General features: G+C 36.0%; 13 protein-coding genes. 1 reads left to right on the top strand and 12 read right to left on the bottom strand.

Annotated elements, in window-relative coordinates:
* Positions 1-54: 54 nt before the first annotated feature.
* From ACLIJJ_RS14115 to ACLIJJ_RS14170, 12 genes are all read right to left on the bottom strand, one after another.
* Entirely contained in the window at positions 55-1,521 is a 1,467-nt protein-coding gene (locus tag ACLIJJ_RS14115) for a DHA2 family efflux MFS transporter permease subunit (RefSeq protein WP_411411116.1), read from the bottom strand.
* Between the two features lie 327 nt (positions 1,522-1,848).
* Complete coding sequence (locus ACLIJJ_RS14120) at positions 1,849-2,277, bottom strand: hypothetical protein (RefSeq protein WP_411411117.1); 429 nt, start codon at positions 2,275-2,277, stop codon at positions 1,849-1,851.
* A 155-nt stretch (positions 2,278-2,432) separates the two neighbouring features.
* Entirely contained in the window at positions 2,433-2,750 is a 318-nt protein-coding gene (locus tag ACLIJJ_RS14125; RefSeq protein ID WP_411411118.1) for a hypothetical protein, read from the bottom strand.
* Between the two features lie 336 nt (positions 2,751-3,086).
* Positions 3,087-3,395 carry a hypothetical protein gene (locus tag ACLIJJ_RS14130; RefSeq protein ID WP_411411119.1) on the bottom strand — a complete coding sequence of 103 codons (309 nt, stop codon included), beginning with the start codon at positions 3,393-3,395 and terminating at the stop codon, positions 3,087-3,089.
* Positions 3,396-3,558: 163 nt separating this feature from the next.
* Positions 3,559-5,187 carry a PAS domain S-box protein gene (locus ACLIJJ_RS14135; RefSeq protein WP_233315162.1) on the bottom strand — a complete coding sequence of 543 codons (1,629 nt, stop codon included), beginning with the start codon at positions 5,185-5,187 and terminating at the stop codon, positions 3,559-3,561.
* A gap of 170 nt (positions 5,188-5,357) precedes the next feature.
* Positions 5,358-6,035 (bottom strand): YczE/YyaS/YitT family protein, encoded by a 678-nt coding sequence (locus tag ACLIJJ_RS14140; RefSeq protein WP_411411120.1) that lies wholly within the window; start codon positions 6,033-6,035, stop codon positions 5,358-5,360.
* Positions 6,022-7,461, bottom strand: coding sequence for a glycoside hydrolase family 1 protein (locus ACLIJJ_RS14145; RefSeq protein ID WP_411411121.1), 1,440 nt, complete (start codon positions 7,459-7,461; stop codon positions 6,022-6,024). The genes ACLIJJ_RS14140 and ACLIJJ_RS14145 overlap by 14 nt, the downstream gene beginning before the upstream one ends.
* A 29-nt stretch (positions 7,462-7,490) precedes the next feature.
* Positions 7,491-9,386, bottom strand: a complete 1,896-nt coding sequence (locus tag ACLIJJ_RS14150) for a beta-glucoside-specific PTS transporter subunit IIABC (protein WP_233315159.1) — start codon at positions 9,384-9,386, stop codon at positions 7,491-7,493.
* Positions 9,387-9,482: 96 nt separating this feature from the next.
* Complete coding sequence (gene licT, locus ACLIJJ_RS14155; protein WP_341081084.1) at positions 9,483-10,319, bottom strand: BglG family transcription antiterminator LicT; 837 nt, start codon at positions 10,317-10,319, stop codon at positions 9,483-9,485.
* A 468-nt stretch (positions 10,320-10,787) separates the two neighbouring features.
* A complete protein-coding gene (locus ACLIJJ_RS14160) occupies positions 10,788-11,402 on the bottom strand; it encodes a hypothetical protein (protein ID WP_411411122.1) in 615 nt (204 codons plus the stop codon).
* Between the two features lie 194 nt (positions 11,403-11,596).
* Positions 11,597-12,331, bottom strand: a complete 735-nt coding sequence (locus tag ACLIJJ_RS14165; RefSeq protein WP_411411123.1) for a sunset domain-containing protein — start codon at positions 12,329-12,331, stop codon at positions 11,597-11,599.
* Positions 12,332-12,590: 259 nt separating this feature from the next.
* Positions 12,591-13,526, bottom strand: a complete 936-nt coding sequence (locus ACLIJJ_RS14170; RefSeq protein WP_411411124.1) for an HNH endonuclease — start codon at positions 13,524-13,526, stop codon at positions 12,591-12,593.
* Positions 13,527-14,134: 608 nt separating this feature from the next.
* Between ACLIJJ_RS14170 and ACLIJJ_RS14175 the strand changes: the two genes are divergently transcribed.
* Complete coding sequence (locus tag ACLIJJ_RS14175) at positions 14,135-15,016, top strand: LysR family transcriptional regulator (protein WP_251645741.1); 882 nt, start codon at positions 14,135-14,137, stop codon at positions 15,014-15,016.
* The last annotated feature ends 144 nt before the right edge of the window (positions 15,017-15,160 follow it).

A 15,160-nucleotide genomic window follows, 5' to 3' on the forward strand; every position in this document is an offset into this window, starting at 1 on the left:
CTTTCCGAAAAAATTAAAGAGCGTTGAGAATTCTCAACGCTCTAACGTATTATATTAAGCTTTCTTCTCTTCAGGCTTAGATCCTTTAATAAAGAAAGCCAACAAAAATGCAACTATTGTCAAGTAAGTGGCAATCATAAAGGCATCATTGATTCCCATGACTGTTCCTTCCTTCGCTGCTTGAGCCATGCCAAGCTTATCTGTCGGCAGTATGTTATGCAGCTTCATCCAGTCTTTAGCATGGTTTGTGCCTTGATCTGTCATGATTGATACGAAGAAGGCCATGCCGATTGCGCCAGCAACCATTCGGAATGTGTTAACCATAGCAGTTCCATATTTATTCAAGCTTAGACCTAAATCATTAAGTCCTGCAGTAAAGATTGGCATCATGATGAGAGACATACCGAACATTCTAATTGTATAAACCCATAGAATATAGGAATAACTTGTGTCTACTTCTAATCTTGTTAACGCAAATGTTGTCACCATTGTAATTGCCAATCCGATAATAGCAAGCCATTTTGCGCCATATTTATCGAACAGTTTACCTGTGATAGGAGACATGATCCCCATTACAATTCCGCCAGGCAACAGCATGAAGCCAGCTTCTAATGCGCTGAAACCGTGGATGTTTTGCATGTAAATCGGCATTAAAATCATTCCAGAGAACATGGACATTGTAACAGCAACGTTGATGATTGTTGTTAATGTGAACAGCTTGTACTTGAAAATCCTGAACTCTAAGATTGGATGCTTAACAACAAGCTGACGCCATACGAACAGGATAAGGCTGATGCCGCCAATGATAAACATTGTTACTACTTCTGTTGAAGACCAACCCTTTGATCCAGCTGTTGAAAAAGCGTATAAAATTCCGCCAAATCCAATTGTTGAAAGAATAACTCCTAAGGAATCTAACTTTGGTCTGCTTGTTTGTGTGACATTTTTCACGAAGAAGATCGCAAGAATAAAGTCGATGAGAGCAATTGGAGCAATAATGTAAAAGATAACGCGCCAATTGTAGGATTCAATAATCCAGCCAGCCCATGTAGGACCAATTGCAGGAGCGAAGTTCATTGCCACACCGAAGATACCCATGGCAAATCCGCGTCTATTTAGTGGGAAAATAGTGAAAATCACATTCGTAATTAATGGGAATAAAATACCCGCACCGATTGCTTGTACTACCCGTCCAACAAGCATGATTGGGAACGTGCCAGCCATTGCACAGATTAATGTACCAACAGCAAATACTCCTATTGAAAATAAAAATAATTGCCTTGTCGTAAATCTCTCCATCAAAAAGGCAGTAACCGGAATAACGATACCATTCGTTAACAAAAATATCGTACTTAACCAGTTCGCTTGCACTGCATCAATTTTAAAATGAGACATAATATCAGGCAACGCTACATTTATAACCGTCTGATTTAAAAACGCAACAAAAGCCCCTGCCAGCAGAACAGCAAATATTGGTGTTGTACTAGAAGGTTTCGTTGCAGCTTTAGCAATAGTATTCAATTGTCTTTTCTCCTTTTATTTAGTTTTCCTTTATAAGTCAACAGAGAACGACTAGATAGTCAAATTCTAATATGCTCATAAAGAGAAATACTATACTAGTAGAATTAAAATTGGATTAAAAAAAAGTAAGTTTTTTATTAATCCGCTGAAATTCACTATGTTTCCTATTTTGTTTACCTGTTTTCTTAAGTATTAAAACCTTTCTTCATTTGAGGATATAGTAAAAAGCCTCTATCTTGAGTGATAGAAGCTATAGGATATGTTCCTCAATTAATTTTCACAGTTGGTTCCTTCTGTTTGTCCAAACTTTACAGCACCAACCAAAAGTTAGTATTTCTTTAGTATTGGTGTTAACAATAGGGACAGGTGGTAATATAGCAAAGCTGCTGCTAAGCAGCATACAATATACGGATACTCTTCTCGTAATACAAACTTATTATTATTTTCATTATAAATAATAACGTAAAAAAAACCTAAAATTGCTCCTGCAATAGAGTATAAACCTATACCTATGCAATAATTCAACATTTTAGATGTGGAAGTGACCCTTAATAGCAGGTTATCAAGAAAAATCGAAGTAGGTACTGCTGCAATGAAATAAATAGGTCCAGCAATAAGAAAGAAAAAGAGGAAGATATCGAAAAAACTAAAATAAAGAACGTCCTCATTTTGATTCGCAACAGGAACGTAAGAAAACCAAGCGTAAAACAAACCGAATATAATGACAGATAGCGCTGCCGTTAAAAATCTGTACAACTTCCGTCCTCTCCCTCTGTAAAAATATGTTATATAGGATACGATACAGGGTCCATGAAAGTTTCATATGTCGTGTTATTATAGCTGCAAGTATGATAAATACATAAAAAAGATTAGGAGAATCTCCTAACCTTCTGTTTAGATACGCAAAAAAGTTAGTACTGCCATAAATCCTGGTTGCGAAAAACATTGATAAAATGACCGAAATTATCATTAAAATGCGTTAGTTCAAAATCATAGGGTTTGTCTGTTTCCATGCTTTCTGTTGAATCAACTCTACCTCTTGGTTTAGTGAATCCAGCAATCACCATGCAAACAACAAAAATTAATACTACCCCTATCCACGTAATCTTTGGTTTACTTTCCTTCAATATGTATGCTGCTCCTTTCTTGCTGCTTACCTGTACTAAAAAGTTATGACTGAAAGGGGAATTAATACTAATTAATAGTGAAATATCGATAAAAATACTCACAGTGGAGTTTTCTATTTTTTACAATATATTTACATAAAATTAATAAATACCCAATTATTAGTATATATGTAATCTTTTTCAACGTACATAGTCTATTCGAAATTTTTTCAAATAAAAAGCCTACTCCTTTGCCATTATGCTGAGAGTAGGCTTTTCTATGTTCCTAGTTTTTATTTCAACTATGATTATATAGGTAGTATTATTAACACTTAATCGACACACTCAAATCTTATGAACAATATTAGAAGAGATAACTCCTATGCTAAAAGGAACTCTAAAATAAATGTTAAAACAATTTTTGAGGTTTATGGTATTTATTCTGCAATGTTTTGAACTTTAAGGAGATTCTTCATCCCTTGGCGCCCTCTCTAATAAATGCTCTCCATTTTCGTTGTCTCTAACAATAATAAATTGGTCTGTACCTTTAACCGAGTAAATTTTTGATCCAACTTTGAAATAATTTGACTGGTTATTTTCCGGCATTACATCTGCTGGCGTCTTTTTTTCAACCTCACCTAACATTTCTCCGATTTTAATATTGTCATCCCAGACCGTTTCACTTCCATTATATTCTTTGTTATTGGCTACAACTATCATTGCATAATAAACATTGCTTTTTGCTTGATTACATGCCCCTAATAGCAAAACTATAAAAATGATTAGAAGGACTGACGCTTTTTTCAGTAGGATCACCTCACCTAATATAACATATTGATTATTTCAGATTATTTAGCATAAATATGTACGTTCGATTCCTTTCTTCAAATAAGAAAAAGACATTTTAGAAAAGCTAAAATGTCCCTACTCTTTAATCTATGCTAATCGGGAGCAAAATCTCCACTTCTGTACCTTCATTAACCTCACTTGCATAACGGATTTTTCCTTTATGTGCCTGAACAATCCGGTAACTGACCGTTAACCCTAAGCCTGTTCCTTTTTCTTTTGCTGAATAAAATGGTTCTCCGAGTCGTTTAATTCTGTCCTTTTCTATTCCGCAGCCATCGTCCTTTACTTTTATTCGGATGAAGCCGTCTTTTGTATTTTTCATGGTGATGTTTACTTTGTTGGAATCTGCTTCGATTGAATTTTTAATAATGTTGATGAACAGCTGTTTTAATTGGTTTGGCTCACAATCTATTTCTGGGAGTGCGCCTAGTACTTCTAATTTTGTTTCTACTCCATACAGATTTGATTGAGATTCAAGCAATCCAAATACAGAGCTCATAATGCTTTCTACTCTTGCTTTTTCATATGCCAGTTCTTGTGGTTTTGCTAGTAATAATAGCTCACTAACGATATCGTTAATTCGGTCGATTTCATCTAAGACAATTTGATGAAAGGTTTTGTCTGATGGTTTGTTATCTGATTTCATTAGCTGAATAAATCCGCGTATGGAGGTAAGTGGATTTCTGATTTCATGGGCAACACTTGCTGCCAATTCACCAGCGACAGACAGCTTTTCTGCTTTGCGGAGCATCGCTTCCGTTTCTTTTATTGCGGTAACATCTCTGCCATAACCTATAACACCGACGATTTCGCCGTCCAACATCATTGGAAAAGTAGTACAGGATATATCACTGATACTGCCATCTCTTTTTTTGATTTTTGTTTCTTTTGTAGATGATTTGCCTTGAAGAACATGAGATAATAATGAGTTCCTGAGAAGTTCTTGAAATTCGTCTGTAACTAAGCTGACGATTTCTTTGCCAATAAACTCTTCTGCGCTGTAGCCTGTTATTTTCTCAAACTGGCGATTTACATTCACTACTTTTCCGTCTAAATCAAGGACATACACCATATCCGGGTTATTTTCAAAGAGGGACTGATATTGCTGCTTTGTTGTGCTCAAGTCCTTTTCTGTCATTAGATGATCTGTAATATCACGGCCAATTATTACTAATGAATGGCGGCTTCCATCATCATTGAAATTAGGGACTTTTATTGTATCAAATGTTCTCATTTCCCCATTAGGAAGTGAGAGATATTCTAAATGCCGCGTAACTTTGCCAGACTTCCATGCTTCTTCATCTGATTGTTCAATGCTAACAAGTGCATCATGATAAAAGTCTGTAAACTTCGCCATTTCGGAATCCGTTTTCCCTCTAAAATCGAGACCTTCTAGCTGAAAAAACTTCAAACCAGCTTCATTTACCTCAAGCCACCGGCCGTCTCCGTCTTTAAACTTCACAAAATCAACCATTGAATTAATCAGCGTTTGCAGCTGTTTTTTCTCTTCTGTTACGGTTTCGAATTCCTCTTTTCTGACAATGAGGACATAAATAAGAATACTAGTAAAACAAACATATAAAATTCCTTTTAATTTTTGCAGAAACAGCATAGTCGATTTACTGTCGACAAAATTTAGTAAATAATCTGTTCCGAAGATCCATAGTAAACTGACTACTATATATAAATAAAGAAAATTCTTTTTTGACATTGTATTTCTCCTTAATTACATCAATAGCCCTATTTTACTATAATTGGAGTACTAATTGACATGGATTAAATATCCATTTTAAATATTTGCTTTATATACACACATTTACATCATGGTATATACAAACTCAATAAACCCTCCCGTGTATCGGGAGGGTCAACTAGGGGGTTCTAAGCACCGCCTCCAATTTCATTTGCTTTTGGCGGAATTAAACTATGTGCCGTCCGATATATACCATCATACTTTAACCTTAACGGAATGCTTACATTCTTATTAAAGTAAGCAACGAACGGTCCTGTGCATAATGCTAGAAAAAAAGTTATAACCCCTATTTCGCTGTCTAATAAAAAGGCAAATGCAATACATGTAGAGTCTGTCATTATCCGGCACCAATGATATTTTATTCCCCAGCGCTCGGACATATAAATAGATAGGCAATCATATGGGGCAATGCCTAAATCACTGATTGTATAGAGCGAGATAGCTAATGTTAAGCATATTAAACTTACAAGTAAAAGCAGTATGCGAATATGAAGAATTTCATAGTTTAAAGGTATTGCGTTTAAAATGAGTAAAAAATAATCGGATAAATATGCTAATAAGATTAAGTTTATGAAGCTGCCAATTCCCATTGTTTTCTTCGCAAAGCATAGTTGAAACAACAGCAATACGAGGTTTACAACTAGCTGTGTTGTACCATAGGATAGATGAGTAAACTTTGTAAACCCAAGGTTCATAGTACTATAAGGATCTGTACCAAAAGCGATTAACCTAAATACAGCGATACAAAATCCTATCAGCGTTATTCCGAGTAGCATCATGATTAAGGTGATTTTATTTGGCCTCATTTTCCAGCAGTTCTCCGTTTGATGCGATAACTTTTTTATACCATTCAAATGATTTCTTTTTCTTTCTACCGAAGTCTCCTGATCCATCGTCGTGTTTGTCTACATAAATAAATCCATATCTTTTCTTCATTTCACCTGTTGATGCAGACACTAAATCAATACAGCCCCATGGCATATAGCCGATTAAGTTGACTCCGTCTTTAACTGCTTCCTTCATTTGTTCAATATGTGCCCCAAGATAGGCAATGCGATAATCATCATGAATAGTGCCGTCTTCTTCCACCACATCAACTGCGCCTAAGCCGTTTTCTACTATCATCACAGGAAGCTGATAGCGGTCATAAATATTATTTAATGCCCAGCGAATTCCTTCTGGGTCAATCGGCCAGCCCCAATCACTGTTTTTCAAATACGGATTCATTAAGCCGCCGCTGCCGTTGCCGGACACCTTTGCGCCTTCGGGATTCTCTGCCACACAGTTTGTTGTGTAATAGCTGAAGGTATAATAATCTACTACTCCTTCTTTTAATATTTGTTCATCTTCTGGTTGCATGTTGATATCAATATTTTTTTCGGCAAAAAAACGATGTGCAAATGCAGGATATTGACCGCGAACATGCACGTCTCCTGCAATACAGTTATGAATTTGGTCTGTTCGCTGCTGAGCTCTGACGTCTTCTGGCTTACAAGTTAACGCGTAAGCTCCAACATATGCAATCATACAGCCAAATTGGAATTTGGCAGAAATGGATTTTCCTAGTTTAACGGTTTTCGCACTGGCCAAAAGCTGGTTATGCATCGCTTGATACCGGAGCTCCTCCTCATTCTCAACTCCTTCTAAAATCATGCCTCCAGCAAAATAACCGCCCATTGGCTGTGTCAGCAAGTTGATTTCATTAAACAAAATCCAGTAAGTCACACGATCCTTGTACTCTCGTAAAATACACTCCGCATATGGCATAAAAATATCAATAAGCTTGCGATTATTCCAGCCGCCGTATGTTTTTGTAAGGTGAAATGGGTTTTCATAATGAGACATTGTTACAATAGGTTCAATTCCGTATTTTTCTAACTCGTCGAGCACTTTATGATAGAATGCTAACCCCTCAGCATTTGGTTCTTGTTCTTCTCCAGTTGGGAAGATACGAGACCAAGCGATAGAGAAACGGTATGCTTTAAAGCCCATTTCTGCGAACAAACGAATATCTTCTTGGTAATGATGGTAAAAGTCGACTGCTTCATGGTTTGGATAAAATGTATCAGGCTCAAGCTCTGGAGTTATTCTTCTAGCTTTGTCTTTATTGCCTCCTGTAAACATGTCTGCAATGCTCGGCCCTTTACCGCCAAGATTCCAGCCTCCTTCTAGTTGATTGGCAGGAGTTGCGCCGCCCCATAAAAAGTTATTGGGAAATCCTTTTATTGTCATGTTATTTTCCTCGCTTTCATTACTATTTATTAACCAACCAGTGCATTATTAGCTTTGCTGACATAGATGATTTCATCGAACTTACTGATATGATTCAATGTAGGAATCGTTACATTAAAATCATCTGAATTTGTTACGATAATCGGTGTCACTATATCAAAACCGGCCTCTTGGATGGCTTTCCTATCAAAGGTTAACAGCACATCACCTTTTTTAACTCGGTCACCCTTTTTAACATGACCAGTAAAGTATTGACCGTTAAGATTAACTGTTTCCAAGCCAACATGAATAAGGATTTCGATGCCGTCATCACTTTTTAAACCAATCGCATGCTTCGAATCAAAAAATGCTTCAATTTCTCCATCGAACGGAGCTACAATTTTATTTTGGTCTGGGTAGATAGCAATACCGTCACCAATTAGTTTTTTAGAAAAGGTAGAATCCTTTACTTCTGTTAATGGTACAAATGTGCCGCTGACTGGACTGTCTACCGCTAATTCTTTTTCAGCTGTTTTTGAAGTTGCTGCAGTATTAGATTGCTGTTTATTAGTTGTTTCAACCTCTGCTTCTTTTTCATCAAAGCCAATAATCCATGTTAGAGCAAAGGACAGGACAATTGCTAGACCACTTGCAATTACCGCAACAATGATATTTTTATTGCCGACACCGCCTAAAAATTCACCGATTGAAATCAAGCCAGGTGTTGCCATAACATATGTTTTCAATTGAAATAATCCTGTGAATAAACCTACTAAACCGCCGGAAATGATACATGCGATCATTGGTTTTTTCAGTTTAACTGTTACCCCATACATCGCTGGCTCTGTTATACCGCCTAATAGGGCAGAAAATGCTGCAGAATAAGCGATTTGTTTCTGTTTTTTCACTTTTGATTTCATCCCGACTGCAAGTGATGCTCCTCCTTGAGATAAGTTACTCGCAAGCTGTGCTACTAAAATTAATGGATCAAAGCCTAGTGTTGTAATGCTTGATAGAATAATTGGTGTAAAAGCCTGGTGCATCCCTGTAAGTACAATCAGTGGCATAAATGCAGATAGCAGAACTACGGCAAGAACACCTGTTGTATCGTAAATAAACATCAGTGCATCTGTGAAATAATTACTCGCAATCGCACCAATTGGTCCTAATACGATAAAAGCGAGTGGAGCAGAAATAAGTAAAACTAGCAATGGCGATAGGAAGTTCTTCGCAACTGTTGGCACAATGCGATCAACAAATGGTTCAATATAGCTCATGGCCCAAACGATTAACAAAACAGGTATGACGGAATATGAATAGGAAGCTGCTGTTACTGGGATTCCGAAGAAGTGAACGCTTTCTTCCCCCATCATCGTAATAAAGTCTGGATATACTAGAACGCCAATTACTGCTACTGCCAAAGTTTGTGACACTTTGAAGTATCTAGCGGAAGATGCAGCAAGTAAGATTGGTAAGAAGAAGAACGGTGCATCACCGATTGCTGTAAATAAGCGATAGCTTTGACTTTCTTCAGGCAAAATATCAAGCATGACGATAATCAATTGAACGACCTTCATCATCCCTCCGGCAATTAAGGCAGGTAAGACTGGTGCCATACAGCCGGAAATCATATTAAAGAAGCGGTTGATGATGTTTTGTTTTTCTTTTTTTCCCTCAGGCTGTTTTGAATCATCATCATCTAAGTTCGTAATCTTCATTAATTCCTTATAGCATTTGGCGACATCATTGCCGATGATGACTTGGTACAAGCCGCCAGACTTCATAATACCGAGAACACCATCAATGTCCTCCACCTTTTTATCCTCAATAAAGGACTCATCTTTTAAAGTAAATCGCAGCCTTGTATAGCAATGCACGACTGATACTATATTTTCCTCTCCACCGACTTCCGTTAATATTTCTTTGGCAGTTTTTGTATAATCCATGGTTTTTCCTCCTTTTTTGTATGAAAAAAAACCTAAGCATGAACACTAAAATAATCTTTTAGTGAATGCTTAGGTTTTGCCTTTAAGGTAACAATCCTAACAACTTTCTTTCACAATTCTGTCAATATGAATAATTAAGTAAAATTTCTCATCGATGGTTAACTGATGATCATAATGCTCCAACAGCATTTTTTCAATTTTCTGTGCGCACTTCTCCGCTTCTGGAAATCTGTCTGCAATGATGCTTAACAGCTCTCTGTCTTCCACTAAGCTGGGCTTTTGGGTTAGTATGCGATAACTGAAGAATTTTAAATGGGTTATAAAACGGCCATAGCTAATACTGTCTTCATCGTAGCTGATTTTAAAATGGTATTTAACGATATTTAAAATATCGTTAATAACGATTGTAATGCTCGCAACGTCATTGACGTTATTATCGAGCTCAGCATTGACGAAATGCATCGCTATAAAGGCTGCTTCATCATCAAGTATATCCAGCTGGAACACTTGTCTGATTTTATCAACCGCTTTTTCACCGACTTTAAATTCTTCTTTATACAACCGCTTAATATCCCAATACAAATCATTTTTCAGCTTAATTTGCTGGCGATAGCGCTCACATGTACTGTAAATATGATCAGTGAGAGTTACATAAATAGTATCATTTATTTCCTTTCCAATTGACCGTTTGGCATAATCAATGATCTTCTCACTAATATCCATATACTCAATTGGAATCTTCGATACTACTTCCTGGAACTTCTTCTTCACCGTTGAGTTATTTAAGGTATAGACTTTCATGTTAGATGCTGTATCAATTTCATCGCCTTTATTCTTTTGAAAAGCGATTCCTTTGCCTGTAACAATAATATCGTTCAGTTCAGCATCTTTACATATAACAACATTATTGTTGAGTACCTTATGGATCAACAAAACGGCGACCTCCCATATATTTATTGCCTAAAACGTTCAATGGGTTTTGCCTAAAAATCTATATTTTAGTTGTGAAGCTGATGACAAACGCTCACTTACTGCATTCTCACCCCGTCTCGAATGCGCAGGGTAACTCCGCTCCGATTTAGGGTTCGCGCCTTGTAAGACCATATTTTTAATCAACTTGAAATTCAGCGAATGTAGACTTTGTCTGCATTCTCAAAACTATAAATATAGTATTTAGTAACAATGCCACTTATTGCTAAAATCATAACGTAAACCGTTTTCATTGTCAAATGCAAAATTTCAAAAAATTCACTTAGCTCTATTCTTCAACCAATTAAATTGATTACATCTTAACTTTTTGTCTATATTATGGACGCAACTCTCCAAGGATAGCTTAAAATACGAAAAGAGCTAGAATGAATTTCCTAGCTCTCGTTTTCTTATATTTGTTTTAAGAAGTCTTTAATAGCTTAATCTATCTTCTATAACCAATGTAGGAAAATAATCACCATATTCATTGGTTTCTTTTTCGTTTCGATTCATACTAATAGTTCCAACACCAGCATATGTAACCGTTAATAAATCCCAACCGTCATAATACAATAACTCATCTGATAATTGACTGTAAGCATTTACTGCCATATCTTCTGCAGGAAATAATTCACTTGGAGCTAGTTCCACTGTTGCCTTAATTTCTCCATTTTCTAAGGAATAATTTCCTAAGGAATCATCTTCTCCCAGTGAATAGTACTCAATAATTTCTTTGATTTCATCTGTCGTAATTTGTTGAGTTGTCTCTTCCTCTGCTTCAGTCTCTTCCTCTGAGGATTCTTCAGAAACTTCTTCCTCAGCGTCGCCAGCTACTTCTTCACTGCTTACTGGTGTCTCTTCATCCTCTTCTTTATTCTCTTCCTCAAACGCTCCTGATTCTTCTTTTGAATCCGCTTCACTTGTAGACACTTCTATTTCTTCTTCTGTTGATACTTGGTTTGAAGTAGATTTATTCGATTCTTGCTGCTCAGAACAAGCAACAAGAAAAAACAAACCAATCATCATTATATATAATACTGTTCTCATTCGATTGTTTCCCCTCAATTATTAAAATTATCCTATAAATTGTATGTTACTATTATATTCTCTATCTCAGATAGTTAATATATAGCGATTTTCTAGAAAGTATTGTGTATTAGTTTAAAAAGGATTTATTAAAACATTGAATAGGACTTGATTAGGAACATAATAATTATGAAATCTGAATAAAACTTCATTTCCTACCTTTTTGATTCTCTATATCCTGCAGCTATAGCCGCAGATTCTGAACAAAAAGTTTCCTCGGGATCAGTAATCTCATAATACCTTCCACCCTTGATATGATAGATTTTCTCTCCAGAATTAGAAATATTACCTTTTATGTCACAAGTACCCTCTATTTCTGGCTCTTTAGCTTGTTCTACTCTTTCCTTCTCTTCTTGTTCTTTCTTAGCTTGTTCCGCTTTCTCTTTTTCTTCCTGCTCTTTCTTAGCTTGTTCCGCTTTCTCTTTTTCTTCCTGCTCTTTCTTAGCTTGTTCCGCTTTCTCTTTTTCTTCTTGCTCTTTCTTAGCTTGTTCTGCTTTTTCTTTTTCTTCTTGCTCTTTCTTAGCTTGTTCTGCTTGTTCTGCTTTTTCCTCTTCCTTCTTCTCATCATACATACTATTATTACTATCATGTTGTTCATGAGACTCTGTTACTTTAGTATCTGATTCCGAGAATAATTCTTTGTAATGCCCTATTACGCACGGAATGTAAAACCAGGCAAATAAAAGCAACGAAATAATAATAACTATTATTCCTTGCCAAAAAGACTGCTGATTTTGTCTCCTTTTTTTAATCCAAAAAATCGCTACTAAAATAATTAATAATAAGATGATATTCCACCAATCAGATAGTAGACATTGTATGGAAAATACTATAAAAGAAAGTATAAAAAAGACAATAGTTATCCAAAAAAATATTTTTAAGAATTTCACATTTTACCTCCAAATTACTTAAAGCTCTAGTTATCCTCCTCAACTTTTCACCTATACAAATTATCCTTTAAAACTATTATTATGTAATCTTCTTTCTAGAATGGTCTATTAGACCCAAGAAGATATTACCACAGTCTTACAATTTTTATCATAGTAATTATTACCAGTGGAATCCCTACTTATTTTTAATTAAATGGCTTTTAATAATTTTATAATTTCCCACAAAAAAAAGGCTCTATATGAGCCTCTAAATAGTTGTTCAAGAAAGTTCTTGATTTTTACCAAATACATTTCGCTTATGCCACTTAAAATACACTTTATTCTCCGGATTCAGCTTAATCTTCTTCTTCGTTAATAAGCTATATTTCAAGTAGTCCTCCTCCTTTATTTCAGGAGATATATGCAATCTTCCTTGCCCATCAAATGCTATTTTGCCGTTTTCGTATAATGCATCATGATTGCAGCAAAGCAGTAAGCCGTTATATGGATCAATTCGTTCTTCGTTCGTGCTGTCTTTCCATGGCTTAGAGCGGCTTGCTCGCAGCAGTTCTGGAAGGTCTATATCACAAAGGGCACACTTACAGCCCCACAGTTGCAACAAATCTTTTTTGAATCGTTGCTGACCTAGTCTGATTTTTGTTTTAACCTCTGACTCTGTTTCGGCAATTACTGGAATCAAAGTATTATGTTCTGTTACTTTAATATAATCCATGGATAATTCCAATTGCTCTGTATCAATTAAATAGATGTTCAATTCACCGATTAACTCTAGTAGCTTGATTGCTAGTTCTTCGTTACATGGATATAAGTAGCCTGAATTGCCGCTAGCATCCTCTTGAAATGGTGAATATTTTAAAGGTAGCACTGGGAGAATTTCCGCAAATTTCCCTTTTACATTAACTGATTTATCCAGCTCATAATACTCTAGCTCAACTAAGTAGCCTGCTTCGTCATCAAAAAGGTCAGATTGTAAAACAAGAGGTCTTCTTGATTCGATGCAGTCCTCTTTAGCAATGCTGATAGCAACAATATTTCCTTTCACATAGTGAAAAATCCGGTCGCCCTTTTTAACTTCCTTCATTCTTTCCCAGGAATGTTCTATATTGCCGCCCTTATCTATTTGAGGCGACCAAATGATTCCTAAATCCCTTACTTCATGATACTTGCTTCCTTGCATTACGATATATGTGTTCAAACTGCTTCCCCCTGTAACCCGCTTGCTGTGATTCTTATAATTCCGTTTAATTTTTTATTAATGCTTTATCTTTTTATTAAGATAATTGTTGGATGCGTATAATTTACTATCTATATTTAAGCTTTAGATGCATTTGATTCAGATGATATTTAGTTCTTCATTACTACTTAAATTATATCATAAGTATCGACATTAACGGCTCTCTAAAACACTGCAATTCGACTTATTATGACAAGTTTTTAAATCATTGCATTTTTGAAGTCACCATAGTATGCCGCTAAATAGAATTTTAGCTGTTAAACTGACCTTTTTCAAAAATGAATCTTTATTAGTAAGTGTTGAATTATCAATGCTTACACAATAGTGTCTATATATAGTGACTATCCTATTGATTGCTATCGTTTTTTCAAGATTTTCGTCAATTTTTTATAGTTTATTTCTGTTGAATATTATCCTTTGGAGACTATATTAAGTCCCTAACTAGTCTCTGTTGTTTGCATATGAAAAAGCAAACACATAAGCTCTTCCATAGAGAAAATGATACAATTCACTATATAAACTATTGGATATTGACTATAAAGTCGTTCATTTATATTGGAGGTTGTGATGTGAACATAGACAGCTTAAAAATGTTTTGCCTCGTTGTTGAGGAAGGTACAATCAGCCAAGCAGCCCGCCTAAGCTTTGTTACACAGCCTGCTGTGACAAGGCAGATTAGACAACTCGAAGAAATCTATCAAGCACAGCTGTTTGAGAGAAACGCTGGAAAATTGACCTTATCAAAAGCAGGTGAAATTCTTTATCCATATGCAAAAGAGATGGTCGAGTATTCTAAGCTTTCTTTTGAGGCTATCCAGGAATTGACTGGAAACGAGGAAATCGTTTTAAATATTGGGGCCAGCTCCACAATTGGTGAATACCTATTGCCAGGATTATTAGGACAATTCAGCAAGAGCTATCCTGACTTGAAATTCAGTCTTTCGATCGGAAACACACCTACGGTTTTAGCTAAACTTGAAAATAACGAAATCGATATTGCTTTTGTTGAAGGTGCGGTTGATAACGATAGCTTAATTCGAGAGAAGTTTGCGGATGATGAGCTTATCCTTGTAACCTCTCCTGCCCATCCTTGGAGCAATAAAGAGCAAATAGGTATTCAGGAATTGCTTGATGAAAAAATGATTTGGAGAGAAATTGGTTCAGGTACACGCGTGATTGTTGAGTCTGCATTAGCTGAACATGGCGTACTTGAAAAGATTAAAAGTGCAATGGAGCTGGGTAGCTATCAATCAATTAAAAGTGCGGTAGAAGCAGACTTAGGTGTCAGCATACTCCCAAAGTTAACGGTTACCAGGGAGATCCAATACGGAACATTGCATGAAGTTAAAATAAGCAATTTCCTGATTTCCCGAGATTTATGGATGGTGCAAAAATCTCACCGCTTTAAAAAGTCCGGGTTAAAATACTTCATTCAATATATTCGCCATTAATTTTTTGCAGGGTGCTTCTAGGAAGCACCTGCTTTTTTAGGTTGTCCGTCATGGGTATAACAGTTGCTTATAGGATATAAAATTATTCAAATATACAATAACTCATTCCTTTGATAGCCTTAATGTATAAGGGTTAGGAGGAAA

It is taken from the genome of Niallia laureatilytica, assembly GCF_046613985.1.
GTDB lineage: Bacteria > Bacillota > Bacilli > Bacillales > Cytobacillaceae > Niallia.

Excerpts from the sequence above, each read along its gene's own strand:
- ACLIJJ_RS14145 (WP_411411121.1), bottom strand. The coding sequence starts at position 7,461 with ATGACAATAAAAGGATTTCCCAATAACTTTTTATGGGGCGGCGCAACT.
- ACLIJJ_RS14150 (WP_233315159.1), bottom strand. The coding sequence starts at position 9,386 with ATGGATTATACAAAAACTGCCAAAGAAATATTAACGGAAGTCGGTGGA.
- ACLIJJ_RS14140 (WP_411411120.1), bottom strand. The coding sequence starts at position 6,035 with ATGAGGCCAAATAAAATCACCTTAATCATGATGCTACTCGGAATAACG.
- ACLIJJ_RS14160 (WP_411411122.1), bottom strand. The coding sequence starts at position 11,402 with ATGAGAACAGTATTATATATAATGATGATTGGTTTGTTTTTTCTTGTT.
- ACLIJJ_RS14135 (WP_233315162.1), bottom strand. The coding sequence starts at position 5,187 with ATGTCAAAAAAGAATTTTCTTTATTTATATATAGTAGTCAGTTTACTA.